A 14,812-nucleotide genomic window follows, 5' to 3' on the forward strand; every position below is an offset into this window, starting at 1 on the left:
TGACGAGGAGCTGACGGCCGGGACGTCCTCGGACGATCACTCCTTCAGTTCCTGCACGAGCGAGTCCACCACCGCGACGAGATCGCCGTCCGTCCGTTCCGCGAGCCGGCGCTGACGCTGATAGGACGCTCCCCGCACCGGGATGTCCGCAACTCGCGCGAGTTCGTCGGCGCATCCGAGCCGTACCGCGGTGGGCATGATCTGCTCGAGCAGATCGTTCAGGTCGTCGGTGACGAGCCGTTCGGTACACACCGGGTCGAGGATGACCTCGGCATCGAGTCCGTACCGCGCCGCACGCCACTTGTTCTCCTTGACGTGCCACGGTTGCAGCACAGGAAGTTCCTCACCGCGCTCGAGAAGTTCGTCGAAGTAGACGACGAGTGAATGCACGAACGCGACGAGGGCGGCCAGTTCGGCGCGGTTGGTGATGCCGTCGAAGACCCGGACTTCGAGGGTGCCCCATTTCGGCGCGGGCCTGATGTCCCAGTGCATGCCTCCGGGGTGGCTGATGACGCCGGACTCGAGCTGGTCGGCGATGAATTTCGCGTACTGCGGCCAGTCGGCGAAGTGGTAGGGCAGGCCGGCGGTCGGCAGCTGCTGGAACATCAGCGCGCGGTTGCTCGCGTAGCCGGTGTCGTAGCCCGCCCAGATCGGCGACGAGGCCGACAACGCGAGCATGTGGGGATATTTCACGAGCATGGCGTTGAGGATCGGGATGATCTTCTCCGCGGAGGAGACTCCCACGTGGACGTGCACTCCCCAGATGAGCATCTGCCGTCCCCACCAGCGGGTGCGGTTGATCATCTCCTCGTAGTCCGGGGAGGGTGTGACGGTCTGGTCGGTCCACTGCGCGAACGGATGGGTGCCGGCACACATCAGGTCCACTCCGAGCGGATCGGCGGCGCGGCGAAGCAACGACAGCGACTCGGACAGATCGTCGACGGCCTCGGCGACGGTGTCGTGTACACCGGTGACGAGTTCGACGGTGTTGCGCAGGAACTCTTTGGTCAGCCGCGGGGTCTCCCCGGCGATCTCCTCCACCCTGTCGAAGACGACCGCCGCGCTGTTCGAGAGATCGCGGGTGGTCTTGTCCACCAGAGCGATCTCCCATTCCACGCCGATCGTGGGACGAGGTGATCCCGGAAACGCGACTGCCACGTCTCGATCCAACCACAGGGCCCCGCCGACGGATGTCCGTCGCGGGGCCCCGTGTCAGGAATTACCCGGGTACCGAGCTTCAGGGGATTCGAACCCTGCTCACCCGATGACGCCGCAGGCGAGGCGTGCGCCGAGGTTGTCCTGGTGCACGACCACAGAGGCGCCGTCCTCACCTTCGAGGTCCTCGAGGCCGAAGGCCGAGGTGGTGACGGTGGCGGTGGCGGTGCCGTCCTCGTGGACGACGAGCGAGACCAGGTCGCCGCTCTCCGGGACGGAGGTGTTGCCACCGGCCTGCAGGTGGGCACCGGCCGACAGGAAGGCGCCGGGCTCGCCGCCGTTCGGCGCGGTGGACTGGGGCTCGCAACGGCCGAACTCGTGGATGTGGACACCGTGGTAGCCGGGCTCGAGACCCTCGACCTCGATGGTCACCTCGACGTCGCCGCCGTTCTCGGCGAACGACACGGTGCCGGCCGACTCGCCGTCGACCGTGGTGAGCTCCGCGGTGAGCGCAGCAGCGGAGGCGGAGCCACCGGCGTGCGACTCGCTCCCACCCTCGGTGCCGTGGTCGTCGCCGTGGGCCTCGGAAGCGGGCGCGGCGGATCCCGTCCACACCGGCGGAGTCGTCCCCGGCTCGGTGCTCGCCTCCTCGCTGTTCGAGCACGCAGTCAGGCCCACCGCGGCGATCGCGACGATCGGGGCCAGAGCACGCCAGGACATGCGACGGGTGGAACTGGAGACCATCAAACCGCTCCTTCGAAGTGCCGAAAAGTCACCCGATCATAACCGGGCGTCTCCGGCGACCACCCGGTGGCGGACCGACACGGTTCCGGCGCTAACGCGAAGTGACGATGACGATCACTCCGGGGGCGGCGTCGCGGATGCCCTCGAAGCGCGGTTGCGCGGTGACACCGAGCGACTCGGCGACGGCTGTCGCGGTCTGCTGCTCTCCGGGAGACGACCCGTAGAACACCGAGGTCTGCTGGAGCAAGCCCTCGCTGTAGTTGCCCGTTTCACTGATGGTGTACCCCTCGTCCTCGAGGTAGGCCGCGGTCTGCGCGGCGAGGCCCGCGACCTCCGAGTTGTTGAACACGCGCACCGGTGCCGTCGCGGAGGCCGAGGTGTCGGACGCGAACGCGGTTCCGCTCCCCACGGGCATGGAAGGAGCCGAAGACACGGCCGTGGTGGTGGTCGCACCGTCCCCGGCGGCGGACGTGCCCCCGTTCGCGGCAGCGGGCGCGGGCGCGGTGGGCACCGCGGCCGAGCGCGTGGACGGTGCGGCCGGCGCAGCAGCGGTCGTCGTCGTGGGTGCCGCCGCGGGAGCGGGTTCGTCGTCGGAATCACCGAGCGAGGCGAAACCGAGACCGGCGAACAGGATGCCCAAGGAGATCAGGACCATCGCGAACGCACGCAGAGGCGGTCCCGAGGGTGCGGGCGCGCGGCTGGGGATCTCGGGGGTTCTGCTCACGACCTCGACCATAGTTGCCCGAGCACACGCAGCGCTGCCGACCGGCCGCGCGTGTCGATATCGCATTATCCGGCCCGACGGCCGCCCGTCTAACGGGTGTCGAAACCGAGCCGGCGGGCCGCGCGGGCCTTCTGACGGCTCGCACGCAACCGCCGCAGCCGCTTGACCAGCATCGGATCGGCGGCGAGCGCCTCGGGACGATCCACCAGAGCATTGAGCACCTGGTAGTAGCGAGTGGCGGAGAGACCGAAGAGTTCCTTGATGGCGTCCTCCTTGGCACCGGCGTACTTCCACCACTGCCGTTCGAACGCCAGGATGTCGAGATCGCGACGGCTCAGGCCGTTCGCCTCGTCGCCGGTGGGTTCCTGCGCGGATGCGCCGTCGCCCTGCTGGGACACGAGATCGGACCGGTCGTTGCCGTGCGCTGCTGCGCCGTCCATTTCCCTCCTCGACTGACTGGATCACACCGTGACGAAGAGTCCTTGCGTCTCGGCGGAAGTCATTCAATCACGGGGTGGGGACACATACCGGTTCGAGAACGCCGCGAGTCGATCCCATTATCCTGTGTCACCATGGCCATTCTTCCCATCGTCATCGTCGGCGACCCCGTCCTGCACAACCCGACCCGGCCGGTGACCGAGTCACCCGCCGAACTCGCTCAGCTGATCGCCGACATGTTCGAGACGATGGACGCGGCCAACGGCGTCGGCCTCGCCGCCAACCAGGTCGGTGTGGACAAGCGACTGTTCGTCTACGACTGCCCCGACCGCGACGAGTCCGGCAAGGTCGCGCGCCGGCGTGGCGTCGTCGTCAACCCGATCCTCGAGACCTCGGAGATCCCCGAGACGATGCCCGACCCCGAGGACGATCTCGAGGGCTGCCTGTCCGTGCCGGGCGAGAACTTCCCCACCGGTCGCGCCGACTGGGCGAAGGTCACCGGTACCGACGAGAACGGTGAGCCCGTCGAGATCGAGGGCCACGGATTCTTCGCTCGCATGCTGCAGCACGAGGTCGGGCACCTCGACGGCTTCCTGTACGTCGACGTTCTGATCGGGCGCAACGCCCGCGCCGCGAAGAAGACCATCAAGCGCGCCGGATGGGGCGTCCCGGGCCTGACCTGGCTCCCGGGTTCGGTGGAGGACCCGTTCGGCCACGAGGAGGACGACTGACGAGGCGACCGGCGAACCGTCGATGACGACCGACCGTCCGGCCCCGTCCGTACCCCTCGGTACCCGGGTGGTGCTGCGGTACCGCCTGCCCGCCGGCTACAGCCACCCGATGACCGATGTCATCGGTGAACTCGTCTCCGTCGAACCGGTGGTCGCGGTGCGCACCGCCGACGGTCGTGTCGTCCAGGTGTCCCCCACCTCGGTCGTCGCGCTCAAGCCGATCGCGGCGCGGCCGATCCGCGTCTCGGAGATCCGCGCGCTCGAGCACGCCGCCGCCGCGGGGTGGCCCGGTCTCGAATCGGCCTGGGTGGACGGCTGGCTCGTGCGCGCCGGACACGGTTTCACCCGGCGCGCCAATTCGGCAACGCCGCTGGGTGAACGCGGCTCCGTGGCGGACCCCGCCGATCCGGCGGTGCGCGCCCGGCTCCGTGAATGGTTCGCGGCACGCGGATTGCCGCTGCGGCTGCTGGTGCCCGATCGACTCGCCCGCATCCCCGAGGGGTGGCCGACCTCGGAGCCGGTGCTCGTGATGGGCGCCGACCTCGCGAACATCCCCTTGCCGCCGGAGCCCACCCCGATCACGATCACCGAGCGGCCGGACGCCGACTGGATGTCGCTCCACCGCGCCGACGCCGACCCGCTGCTCGCGCAGGACGTGCTCGGCTCGGTGGCCGCGGGGATCCTCGGGTTCGGCCGCATCGGTGCACCCGGGCAGCCGCCCCTGGCGATCTGCCGCGCGGCGATCACCGATGCGCCGGACGGACGCCGCTGGGTGGGTCTGTCGACCGTCGAGGTCGCTCCCGAACACCGGCGTCGCGGACTCGGCACACTCGTGTGCGGTGCCCTGCTGCGCTGGGCACGCGAGCACGGCACGACCCACGCATATCTGCAGGTCGAGGAGTCGAACACCGCGGCGCGCGCCCTGTATCGCGAACTCGGCTTCGTCGACCACCACCGCTACCGATACGCCTCCGAACCCGTCGGATAGGTCGCCTACAGTGGGCGTGTGCGCCTTGCTACCTGGAATGTGAACTCCGTCCGTGCCCGTACCGACCGCATCCTCGACTGGTTGCAGCGAACCGACACGGATGTGCTCGCGATGCAGGAAACCAAGTGCAAGGACGAGCAGTTCCCGTACGAACGCTTCGAGGAACTCGGCTACCGCGTCGCGCACGTCGGACTGAGCCAGTGGAACGGTGTGGCCATCGCGTCGCGCGTGGGCCTCGACGACGTGCAGATCGGCTTCGAGGACCAGCCCGGTTTCTCCAAGGACCCGGAGGTCGATCCGGCGCTCGAGGCGCGGGCGATCGGGGCGACGTGCGCGGGTGTGCGCGTGTGGAGCCTGTACGTCCCCAACGGCCGCGACCTCAACGACCCGCATTACACCTACAAGCTCGACTGGCTCGCCAAGCTGCGCGCCGACGCGCACGCCTGGGCCACCGCAGCGCCCGGGCAGCCCATCGCGCTGGTCGGCGACTGGAACGTCGCCCCCACCGACGACGACGTGTGGGATCCGGCCTTCTTCGAGGGCAAGACGCACACTTCGCAGCCCGAGCGCGACGCCTTCCACGCGTTCGCCGACGTCGGCTACACCGACGTCGTCCGTCCGTACGCGCCCGGCCCCGGGGTCTACACCTACTGGGACTACACCCAGCTGCGCTTCCCCAAGAAGCAGGGCATGCGGATCGACTTCGTCCTCGGATCACCGGCCTTCGCGGCACGGGTGACGGACGCCGAGATCGACCGCAACGAACGCAAGGGCAAGGGCGCGAGCGACCACGCACCGGTCGTCGTCGACCTCGACCTCTGAGCAGGTCCCGCGTCGGGTGGACCGCCCGCACAGGCATCAGGCCTTGCGGGCAGGCACCTTGCGCTGCGGCTGCTTGCGCCGGGTCTCTTTGCGGTGGGGGTCCGTGCGCGGCAGCTCGAGAGCCACGACGACGTCGCGGTAGTTCTCGTGCGACGACACGAATCGCTGCACATAGGTGCACACCGGCCGCACCCGCCAGCCTCGGCTGCGAGCGAGATCGAGCGAACCACCGACGAGGACGGCCGCGAGACCCCGATGACCGAAATCCTCGACGATCACGGTGTGCATGAAGTCGACGACCGGCGGATTCGGCGCCGGAACGCGTTCGAAGTCGTAGTACGCCAGGATGCCGACGAGATCGCCGTTGAGGCGCAGTTCGAACCGGTTCTGGTCGGCGTTGTCCGACACGGCGAGGTCCGGCGAACTCGTGTTCATGAGCGCCTCCAATAGGGGTGTTGCGTGATCGAACTGTGACCTATGCCACTATAGAGCAACGAGGCGACCACCGGCAGCAACGCTGTCGTGTTTCGCAAAGTGCACCCGCCTCAGCGCCTCCCGGCCGTGTTCGAACACACCCTCGGTAGGGTGTCCGCGTGGACCTTCTGCCCCTGTCGCCTCGAGGCGAGACCCCGGTTCGAGCCCTCACCATCGCCGGCACCGACTCCGGAGGCGGAGCCGGCATCCAGGCCGATTCCCGCACGATGGCGATGTGCGGTGTGCACGCATGCGTCGCGGTGGCCGCCGTCACCGTCCAGAACTCCGTCGGCGTCCGCGGGTTCCACGAGATCCCCGCCGAGACCGTGGCCGACCAGGTGCGGTGCGTGGTCGAGGACATCGGGGTGTCCGCAGCGAAGACGGGCATGCTCGCCTCCACGCAGATCATCGAGGCCGTCGCACAGGTGTGCTCCGAGGTGGGCATCGGCCGCGACATGGAGGTACCGCTCGTCGTCGACCCGGTCTGCGCATCGATGCACGGCGACCCGCTGCTGCACTCCGACGCGCTCGACGCGATCCGCGGGGTGCTCATCCCCCTCGCCACCGTCGTCACCCCGAATCTCGACGAGGTACGGCTGATCACGAGCATCGAGGTCGTCGACGACGCGTCGGCCCGGCGCGCCGCCGAAGCGCTCCATGCGCTCGGCGCCCAATGGGTGATCGTCAAGGGCGGTCATCTGCGCAGCTCGGAGAAGAGCACCGACCTGCTGTTCGACGGCGACCGTTTCCTCGAGTTCAGCACGCCGCGCATCGAGACCGGCAACGACCACGGCGGCGGCGACACGCTCGCAGCCGCGATCGCGTCCGCCCTCGCGCATGGCCGGTCGGTGCCCGAGGCAGTCAAGTTCGCGAAGGAATGGATCACGAAGTGCCTCGAGTGGTCCTACGACCTCGGTCACGGCCACGGCCCGGTCAACCCGTTGTGGCGACTGCACGAGCGCTGATCGCGCCCGTCTTCACTCGGTGAACTCGGCGCGCACCTCGGCCCGCTGGTCACCTGCGGGCACCCCGTCGGGTCCGTCGATCGAATTCGCGTAGACAGCCGTGCCGTAGGCGACGGCGGCGGCCGCCGCGGCGAACGCGTCGCGGTCGATGCCGGCCAGGGTGTCCTCGGGGGTGTGGTAGTTCGGGTCGAAGGGCTGGTCGGCGGTGCCACCCCACAGGCCGGCCTGTTCGGGGGTCTTGACGTCGTCGGCGCCGGTGAACACCCCGCCCGCGGGGATGCCGAAGGCGACGAACGGACCGTAATCGGAACGGCCGTCGAAATCCGTTCCGCCGACCTCGATTCCGCGTTCGTCGAAGAACTGCGCGAAGGTCCGTTCGATACCCGCCGAGCCCTCCGGTCCGGGTCCTTCACCGACGGCGTCGGAGTCGTCGCCGTCGAACACCAGATATCCGGCGTTGGGCGAGCCGAGCATGTCGAAGTTCAGGTACAGGGCGATGTCGAGTCGTTCCTCGTCGGACAGCGACTCGACGTACCTCGTGGAGCCGACCAGTCCGACCTCCTCGGCGCCCCAGAACGCGAACCGCACGGCGTGGGTCACGCCCGGCTCGCTGCCGAGTTGCAGCGCGGTCTCGAGGACGGCGGCGACGCCGGTTCCGTTGTCGTTGATCCCCGGTCCTTCGGGGACGCTGTCGAGGTGCGCGCCGACGACGACCACGTCGTCGGTCGAGCCGGTGCGCGTCTGCGCGATCACGTTGCGCGACTTCCGGTCCTCGGTGCGGGTCTGGAGTGTCACCGTCACGGTGGTCGCGGCGGACAGGCGCTCGGCGTCGGCCCCGGCCACGCCTCCGACCGGGATGCGGGAGTTCGATTCCGCCCCGAGACCGGCGGCGGCGAGCGGGCCGTCCTCGTTGTTGGCGACGAGCAGCGCGGCCGCTCCCCGTTCGGCGGCGACCTGCTCCTTGACGGCGAAGGTGCACACGCCGCGATCGACGATCACCACCGCGCCGGTCGCGTCGATGCCGTCGTAGTCGGTGGCCTCGCAGCCGGGGGTGTCGTCGGGGGCGATGCGCACGACGCGCGCGGTGAGCCCCTCCGGTCCCGTCGACGGCGACATGCCGAGTGCGCTCACGCCCATCGGCTCCCCGTCGACGGTGAGCTGCTCGTTCTCGACGGCGAACAGGGTCGTGTCGAACTCCGGTGTCTGCACGTCGAATCCGGCGTCGCGCAGGGCTCCGGCGACGTAGTCGACGCTCGCGTCGTAGCCGGGGGTCCCGAGCGAACGGTTTCCGTCGTTCTCGCCGGCGATCCGTTCGAGTTCCGTCAGGTGCGTCATGACGGCATCGAGTTGCACGGCGTCGGCGAGCGCCGTCGGGTCGACGGGCGGCGCCTCCGCCTCCGAGCATCCCGCCGTCAGCAGTACACCGGCGGCGATCAGGGCCGCTCCCCGCATGCCGTATCTCGTCTGCGCCCGCGCCATCGACCGAGCGTACACAAAAGCACTGCGCCGCACGGGGAAACCGTGCGGCGCAGTGTGCGGAGGCAGAACCTGCGGCGTGTCGAGACAGTACCTCAGGCGTCGCGGCGGTTGACCACCACGAGTGAGGCCGCGAACACAAGGAACGAGAAGGCCGCGAAGTACAGGAGCGATCCCCATGGACCCCAGTGGAATTCGATTCCCTGCCCGATACCCAGGAAGTTGTTCGCGTTCGCGAACGGTAGGAACGGCTGGATCTCGCGGCCCACCGAACCGAACAGCGCGAACAACGACTCGAGCAGCAGCGGCCACAGCATCAGCAGCGCGATCGTGCCGGCCGACTGCCGCAGCAGCGTGCCCACACCGACCGCGAGGAAGACGCACAGGAACGCGTAGATCGCGGTGCCGTAGACCGCGCGCCACGCCGTGTCGCCGCTGAGGACGAGTTCGCGACCTGCGTCGGGCCCGGCCAGTGCCTTCGCGAGGTAGAAGGCACCGAACGAGACCGCGAGTGTCAGCACCGCGCCCAGCACACCGATGAGCAGGGCCTTCATCGTCAGGAGCAGGGTGCGGTTCGGGGTGGCCTGGAAGGTCGTGCGGATGACCCCGAAACGGTATTCGCTGGTGACCGACAGTGCCGCGAGGATCATGAGCACCAGCACACCGAAGCCGGTGACGCCGCTGACCGCGACGTCCACGGTCGGATAGAACCGTCCCAGTTCGTCGTCCATCCCGGCCGACGCGCGGGAGACCGACCCGAGGATCGCGGCCAGACCCAGGCCGAGGGCGACGATGACGAGGGTGCACCACAGCGGTGACTGCACCGACGTGAGCTTGATCCGTTCGGCCCGCAGTGTGTCGAGCGCCGTACTCATCACAGTCCACCCTTCATGACGTCGTCGACTCCGGATCCGTGGTATTCGACCTCGCCACCGGTCAGTTTCATGAACGCTTCCTCGAGCGACGCGTTGCGTCCCGCGAGTTCGTGCAGCACGATCGACCGGGTCGCAGCGAGTTCGCCGATCTCCGCCGCCGGAGCGCCCGAGACGTGCAGGGCACCGTCGTCCTCCCGCACAGTGTGCCCGCGTTCGGTGAGCGCGGTGCGCAGCTCGTCGAGTTGCGGGCTGCGCACGACGACGAACGAGTCGGACGCGCGGTCGACGAACGCCTTCACCGAGGTGTCGGCGATGAGCCGTCCACGGCCGATGACGATGAGATGTTCGGCGGTCTGCGCCATCTCCGAGAGCAGGTGGCTGGACACGAGCACCGTGCGGCCTTCCGCGGCGAGCGCCTGCATGAACCTCCGGATCCACACGATGCCCTCGGGGTCGAGGCCGTTGACCGGTTCGTCGAACAGCAGCACGCGCGGGTTGCCGAGCAGTGCGGCGGCGAGACCGAGTCGCTGCGACATGCCGAGCGAGAAGCCGCCGGCGCGCTTGCCCGCGACCTCCGTCAGTCCCACCTGGCGCAGAACCTCGTCGACACGCGAGGCAGGCAGACCGTTCGACGCGGCCAGCCAGGCGAGATGCGACCGCGCCGACCGGTTGGGATGCACCCACTTCGCGTCGAGCAACGCCCCGACGGTGGTGAGCGGCCGTGTCAGCTCGCTGTACGGCTTCCCTTCGATCAGTGCGGTTCCCGAGGTCGGCCGGTCCAGCCCCAGGATCATGCGCATCGTGGTGGACTTCCCCGCGCCGTTGGGGCCGAGGAAGCCGGTGACGATGCCGGGACGGACCGTGAACGTCAGGTCGTCGACCGCGGTCGTGGACCCGAAGGTCTTGGTCAAGCCGGTCACTTCGATCATGCGCACCACCCTACGTGCGGCTCCGGCGAGCGCATCCGATCACACTCCCCGGAACCGCACGCGGTGCGTCAGGGGACGAAGACCTCGGTGGTGACCGGGATGCTCGGTCGCTCGGTACGCATCGTCAGGGCGACGCGGCCGGGCCCGGGGAACACGTGCATGACCAACGGCCGGGTGCTCGTGTGGAAGGCCGGCACGAAGCGGGTCTCCGTACCGCGGGCACCGGTGTCGAGGTTGTGCCAGTCGAAAGCGACGGTGACGTCGCAGTTCAGGATGCTCGGCGTCCACTCGCCGAGAAGCGAGTAGCCCTGCGTGATCCGCAGTTCGATCCCGTGGGTGGCACCCGGCGCCGAGGAGTACTCGTAGAGCGGGCCGTCGAATGCGGTTCCACCGGCGCGCACGATGCCGGCGCAGATGCCGTCGCCCAATGTCAGCACGGGTGGCGTGGACAACTCCGTCGTCGCGCACGACCTCGGTCCGGTGTTCGACCAGCCCATCTGACACGGTTCCTGGGCGCCCGCGACACCCGGCGCCGCGACAGCGACGACAGTGCCCATGAGCCCGGCAGCGGCGGCAGCGAGAATTCTGTGTGCAACTGTCATGCCCGGGGATCGTACAGACCGATCGGTAACCCGTCGCGCGACAATCGGAAACCCCTGAACACCAAGGTGCTCAGGGGTTTCCAGTACCGGTCACGGCTCCATCGGCGAAGATGCCTGGGCCCAGAAGCGTTTCGGGATCCGGCCGGCGTGCCGGGCACGGAATCCCGCTTCGACGGCGTGACGCATCGCCGACGCCATCAGCGCCGGATCCTTCGCGCGGGTGACGGCGGTCGCGAGCAGCACGGCGTCGCAACCGAGTTCCATCGCGAGCGCCGCGTCGGAGGCGGTTCCGATTCCCGCGTCGAGGATCACCGGCACACCCGCAGCCTCGACGATCATCTCGATGTGGTGCGGGTTCGAGATACCGAGGCCGGTCCCGATCGGCGAGCCGAGCGGCATCACCGCGGCACAACCGACGTCCTCGAGGCGTCGCGCGAGGACGGGATCGTCGGTCGTGTACGGCAGGACGACGAAGCCGTCGTCGACGAGTTGTTCGGCCGCGGAGACGAGTTCGATGGCGTCGGGCAGCAGCGTCCGTTCGTCGGCGATGACCTCGAGTTTCACCCAGTCGGTCTCCAGCGCCTCCCGCCCGAGCTGCGCGGTCAGCACGGCTTCCTTCGCGCCGCGGCACCCGGCAGTGTTCGGCAGCGGTTCGATGCCGAGGCGGCGCAGCAGGTCGAGGACACCGGTTCCGGAGGCCGCGTCGACGCGGCGCATCGCGACGGTGGTCAGTTCGGTGCCCGACGCGACGAGTGCCTCCTCGAGCACGGCCAGGTTCGCCGCGCCACCGGTGCCGGTGATCAGCCGCGACCCGAAGGTGCGGCCGGCGATGGTCAGCTGCGGCAGGTCGGCGCCGGGATCGTGTGTGTCAGCCACCCTGGACCGCCGTGAGGATCTCGATGCTCGCTCCGCGCGTGACCGGCTCCGACCAGCGGCCGCGCGGGCACACGACACCGTCGACGGCGACCGCGATGCCCTTCTCGGGCAGACCGAGCTCGTTCAGCAGTTGTGACACGGTCGGGGCCGCGTCGTAGTACTTGTCCTCACCGTTGACGGTGATGCCCACGGATACGTTCGTCATCCCACACTCGCTTCCGTAATTCGTCCAGGACAGGCGTACTGCGCGTCGGCCAGCGACCGCCCACCGAGTTCGGCGAGCACCGCGTCGACGGTGAGCGGCGTGAGCAGCACACCGTTGCGGCCGTGGCCGGTCGCGGCGACGACACGATCGGAGAGCCGGCCGATCAGCGGCAGGTTGTCGGGGGTCATCGGGCGCAGGCCCGCGCTCGCCTCGAACAGTTCGTACTCGCCGAGCGCAGGAAAGATCTTCTCGGCGTCGGCGATCAGATCGCGCACCCCGGCCACCGTGACCTGTGTGTCGGACGCCTCGTACTGTGTGGCGCCCACGACGAGGCCGTCGTGGCGGGGCACCAGATAGGCGGGGCGTCCGTGGACACTCGCGCGCACGGTGCGCTGCGGCGGCGGAGTCGCGCCCGGCCGCACCCGCAGGCGCAGGATCTCGCCCTTGACCGGACGGACCGGAAGGCCCGGCCACAGTCGCGCCGACGCCGAGCCGGCGGCGAGCACCACCTGATCGTCGGGAAGGTCGGCGAGATCGTGGACGGCGGCGTCGGAGAAACGCACCCCGGCCGCGGTGGCCGCGACGCGCAGGGCGTCGACGAGCGTACGGTTGTCGACCGACGACTCGGTGGGCGCGAGCAGTCCGAGACGCACCTTCGGCCCGAGCGACGGTTCGAACTCCCGGATCTCCGCACGGGAGAGCAGACGCATCTCGTGCCCCCGCTCCCCGACCCATTCGGCGACGGTCCGCAAGTCGGCCGCGTCCGCCGCGTCGAGCGCGACGGTCAGCGACTCCTCGGCGGTGAACACGTCGACGCCGGTCTCCGCGCGCAGTGCATCCGCGAATCCGGGCCAGCGGTCGAGCGAGGCCGCACCCAGGGACAGCACGTGGTCCTCACCGGGCCAGCCCTCGGACAGCGGGGCCAGCATCCCGCCGGCCACCCACGAGGCGCCACTGCCGGGATTCGGGTCGTGCACGGTCACGATGTGCCCCGAGCGGGCCGCGCGCCATGCGATCGACAGCCCGATCACTCCGCCACCCACGACGGCCACAGTTGCCATTGGTCCACCTCACTCCCTGCGCCGGCATGATCCGGGTCAGGTCATAACGGTCGGGGCCGGCAGGCCCCCTCTCAGCCCCGCGAACCTCGGGACTCCCGTGTCGTCACTTTCTGCTTAGAGGCTACCGTCTTGGTCGTGACCACCTATCGCGGCAACCATCCCGACCCGCGCGGCCGCCTCGCGACCGCCCGGTTGTATCTGTGCACCGACGCTCGCCGGGACACCGGCGACCTCGCACGGTTCGTCGAGGAGGCCCTCGCCGGTGGGGTCGACATCGTCCAGTTGCGCGACAAGGACTCGGCCGGCGAGAAGAAGTTCGGACGCCTCGAGGCACGCGAGGAACTCGCCGCCCTCGAGATCATCGGCGAGGCGTGTGCACGCCACGGTGCGCTTCTGGCCGTGAACGACCGCGCCGACATCGCGCTCGCGTCGGGCGCCGACATCCTGCATCTCGGTCAGGGCGACCTGCCGGTGCGGCACGCGCGGCAGATCCTCGGCGACGAGATCGTCATCGGCCGCTCGACGTCGAGCCGCGCGCAGGCTGCGCTCGCCGACATCGAGGCGGGCGTCGACTACTTCGCATCCGGGCCGGTGTGGGACACACCGACCAAGCCGGGACGGACCGCGGCGGGGTTGGAGGTGACGCGCGAGGTCGCGCAGTCGCAGCCGGCACGGCCGTGGTTCGCGATCGGCGGCATCGATCTCGAGCGACTCCCCGAGGTGCTCGACGCCGGTGCCACGCGGGTCGCGGTGGTCCGGGCGATCACGAAGGCATCCGATCCGCGGGCAGCCGCGGCGGCGCTGAAGGCCGCACTCCCGACCTGAGGCGTTACAGCCAGCCCAGCACGGCCGAGGGCGACATCGCGATCGTGCCCTCGGGCAACCGTGCGCGCAGACCGCGATCCGCGGTGACCACGACCGTCACACCGGGGTCGACCACGGCCGTGGCGGTGGCGAGCCGTGCCAGCTCGTCGTCGCCGCTGCCGTCCGCGCTGTGCACCGGGATCCGGACGTCGTCGATCGTCGCGTCGCGGGCATGCCCTTCGAGGACCGCTTCGACGCGGGGGACCCAGCCGAACGTCCCGTCGGGAATTTCGACGGTGCGGGGCAGGACCGCGGCGAGGTCGGCGAGCAGGGCGCTCGTCGCGCCGGGGCGGTCGCGCCACCATCCGGTGGGGCCGCTCGCTCCGAGCACGTTCGCGGTGTCGAGCAGCATGCGTACCGGTGAGGTGCGCAGCGACGGCCACGCCTCGGCGAAGCCGCTGTGCAGCGGCATCGCCTCGACCTCCGGTTCGGGCACCCAGCGCAGTTCGGTGCTCTCCTGGTTGAGACTGGTCACGAGAGTTTCGGTGGCGTCGGCGACGACGGTGGTGTAGGTCCATCCGCCCGCGAGACCGGAGGTGACGCGTTCGGCGCGTACCGTCACGGCCGCGAGATCGATGCCGGCCTCCTCGTGGGCCTCCCGCACGGCGGCGTCGACGGTGCTCTCGTGCGAGTCGCGCGCTCCACCGGGAAGTGCCCACGTCCCGCCCTGGTGCGACCATGCCGCCCGATGCTGCAGGAGAACCGCGGGGCGACCGTCCGCGAGCGGAGCGCGCAGCAGCAGACCTGCGGCGCCGTGCCGTCCCCAGCGCTTCTCGCCGTCCGGTCCGACCGCCCAGCCGTCACCGTCTCCACGCATTGCGTCCGCCTCTCCGACCCGCCCTCGCCCGGACCTGTACCCGGTACCGGATCCCCGCCGTCCGTG

At 69.7% G+C, this 14,812-nt stretch carries 18 protein-coding genes and 1 riboswitch; of the genes, 5 read left to right on the top strand and 13 right to left on the bottom strand.

What is annotated here, in order from left to right:
• Positions 1-36: 36 nt before the first annotated feature.
• The 4 genes from RBB84_RS14805 to RBB84_RS14820 form a co-directional block, all read right to left on the bottom strand.
• On the bottom strand, positions 37-1,158 hold the full coding sequence (locus tag RBB84_RS14805) for a glutamate--cysteine ligase (RefSeq protein WP_033096176.1): 1,122 nt from the start codon (positions 1,156-1,158) through the stop codon (positions 37-39).
• A gap of 99 nt (positions 1,159-1,257) precedes the next feature.
• On the bottom strand, positions 1,258-1,899 hold the full coding sequence (locus RBB84_RS14810; RefSeq protein WP_019291110.1) for a superoxide dismutase family protein: 642 nt from the start codon (positions 1,897-1,899) through the stop codon (positions 1,258-1,260).
• 91 nt (positions 1,900-1,990) lie between these two features.
• Positions 1,991-2,635 carry a LytR C-terminal domain-containing protein gene (locus RBB84_RS14815; RefSeq protein ID WP_033096177.1) on the bottom strand — a complete coding sequence of 215 codons (645 nt, stop codon included), beginning with the start codon at positions 2,633-2,635 and terminating at the stop codon, positions 1,991-1,993.
• 77 nt (positions 2,636-2,712) lie between these two features.
• A complete protein-coding gene (locus RBB84_RS14820; RefSeq protein ID WP_006553645.1) occupies positions 2,713-3,063 on the bottom strand; it encodes a DUF3263 domain-containing protein in 351 nt (116 codons plus the stop codon).
• A gap of 132 nt (positions 3,064-3,195) precedes the next feature.
• Here RBB84_RS14820 and RBB84_RS14825 point away from each other — a divergent pair, with 132 nt between their 5' ends.
• From RBB84_RS14825 to RBB84_RS14835, 3 genes are read left to right on the top strand one after another with little or no spacing between them, the layout of a single operon-like run.
• A complete protein-coding gene (locus RBB84_RS14825) occupies positions 3,196-3,792 on the top strand; it encodes a peptide deformylase (RefSeq protein ID WP_006553646.1) in 597 nt (198 codons plus the stop codon).
• Between the two features lie 22 nt (positions 3,793-3,814).
• Positions 3,815-4,780: a GNAT family N-acetyltransferase gene (locus tag RBB84_RS14830; protein WP_006553647.1), complete on the top strand. Its 966-nt coding sequence runs from the start codon at positions 3,815-3,817 to the stop codon at positions 4,778-4,780.
• Positions 4,781-4,798: 18 nt separating this feature from the next.
• Complete coding sequence (locus RBB84_RS14835) at positions 4,799-5,602, top strand: exodeoxyribonuclease III (RefSeq protein WP_033096178.1); 804 nt, start codon at positions 4,799-4,801, stop codon at positions 5,600-5,602.
• 36 nt (positions 5,603-5,638) lie between these two features.
• Here RBB84_RS14835 and RBB84_RS14840 read toward each other — a convergent pair whose 3' ends face one another.
• The gene (locus RBB84_RS14840) at positions 5,639-6,037 is read right to left on the bottom strand and encodes a GNAT family N-acetyltransferase (protein WP_019291107.1); all 399 of its coding nucleotides are present in this window, start codon (positions 6,035-6,037) and stop codon (positions 5,639-5,641) included.
• A gap of 158 nt (positions 6,038-6,195) precedes the next feature.
• Between RBB84_RS14840 and thiD the strand changes: the two genes are divergently transcribed.
• The gene (gene thiD / locus RBB84_RS14845) at positions 6,196-7,041 is read left to right on the top strand and encodes a bifunctional hydroxymethylpyrimidine kinase/phosphomethylpyrimidine kinase (RefSeq protein ID WP_064255554.1); all 846 of its coding nucleotides are present in this window, start codon (positions 6,196-6,198) and stop codon (positions 7,039-7,041) included.
• A gap of 12 nt (positions 7,042-7,053) precedes the next feature.
• On the opposite strand, the gene RBB84_RS14850 is transcribed toward thiD, so the two are convergent.
• From RBB84_RS14850 to thiO, 7 genes are all read right to left on the bottom strand, one after another.
• On the bottom strand, positions 7,054-8,520 hold the full coding sequence (locus tag RBB84_RS14850; protein ID WP_231911921.1) for a M20/M25/M40 family metallo-hydrolase: 1,467 nt from the start codon (positions 8,518-8,520) through the stop codon (positions 7,054-7,056).
• A 92-nt stretch (positions 8,521-8,612) separates the two neighbouring features.
• Positions 8,613-9,392 (bottom strand): ABC transporter permease, encoded by a 780-nt coding sequence (locus tag RBB84_RS14855; RefSeq protein ID WP_006553652.1) that lies wholly within the window; start codon positions 9,390-9,392, stop codon positions 8,613-8,615.
• Positions 9,392-10,321: an ABC transporter ATP-binding protein gene (locus tag RBB84_RS14860; RefSeq protein WP_006553653.1), complete on the bottom strand. Its 930-nt coding sequence runs from the start codon at positions 10,319-10,321 to the stop codon at positions 9,392-9,394. The genes RBB84_RS14855 and RBB84_RS14860 overlap by 1 nt, the downstream gene beginning before the upstream one ends.
• A gap of 68 nt (positions 10,322-10,389) precedes the next feature.
• The gene (locus tag RBB84_RS14865; protein ID WP_231911920.1) at positions 10,390-10,923 is read right to left on the bottom strand and encodes a hypothetical protein; all 534 of its coding nucleotides are present in this window, start codon (positions 10,921-10,923) and stop codon (positions 10,390-10,392) included.
• 90 nt (positions 10,924-11,013) lie between these two features.
• Positions 11,014-11,799, bottom strand: coding sequence for a thiazole synthase (locus RBB84_RS14870; protein WP_006553655.1), 786 nt, complete (start codon positions 11,797-11,799; stop codon positions 11,014-11,016).
• Positions 11,792-12,004 (bottom strand): sulfur carrier protein ThiS, encoded by a 213-nt coding sequence (gene thiS / locus RBB84_RS14875; RefSeq protein WP_006553656.1) that lies wholly within the window; start codon positions 12,002-12,004, stop codon positions 11,792-11,794. The genes RBB84_RS14870 and thiS overlap by 8 nt, the downstream gene beginning before the upstream one ends.
• A complete protein-coding gene (gene thiO, locus RBB84_RS14880) occupies positions 12,001-13,065 on the bottom strand; it encodes a glycine oxidase ThiO (RefSeq protein ID WP_039585483.1) in 1,065 nt (354 codons plus the stop codon). The genes thiS and thiO overlap by 4 nt, the downstream gene beginning before the upstream one ends.
• A riboswitch (TPP riboswitch) is annotated at positions 13,062-13,174 on the bottom strand. It overlaps the preceding gene by 4 nt.
• Before the next feature lie 26 nt (positions 13,175-13,200).
• On the opposite strand from thiO, the gene thiE reads away from it, so the two are divergent.
• Positions 13,201-13,890, top strand: coding sequence for a thiamine phosphate synthase (gene thiE / locus RBB84_RS14885; RefSeq protein ID WP_064255552.1), 690 nt, complete (start codon positions 13,201-13,203; stop codon positions 13,888-13,890).
• A 4-nt stretch (positions 13,891-13,894) separates the two neighbouring features.
• Here the strand turns inward: thiE and RBB84_RS14890 are convergent, their stop codons facing one another.
• A complete protein-coding gene (locus RBB84_RS14890) occupies positions 13,895-14,746 on the bottom strand; it encodes an NUDIX hydrolase (RefSeq protein WP_033096182.1) in 852 nt (283 codons plus the stop codon).
• Between the last annotated feature and the right edge of the window lie 66 nt (positions 14,747-14,812).

Source organism: Rhodococcus sp. D-6 (assembly GCF_040256695.1).
In the GTDB taxonomy this organism is placed as follows: Bacteria; Actinomycetota; Actinomycetes; order Mycobacteriales; family Mycobacteriaceae; genus Rhodococcus; species Rhodococcus pyridinivorans.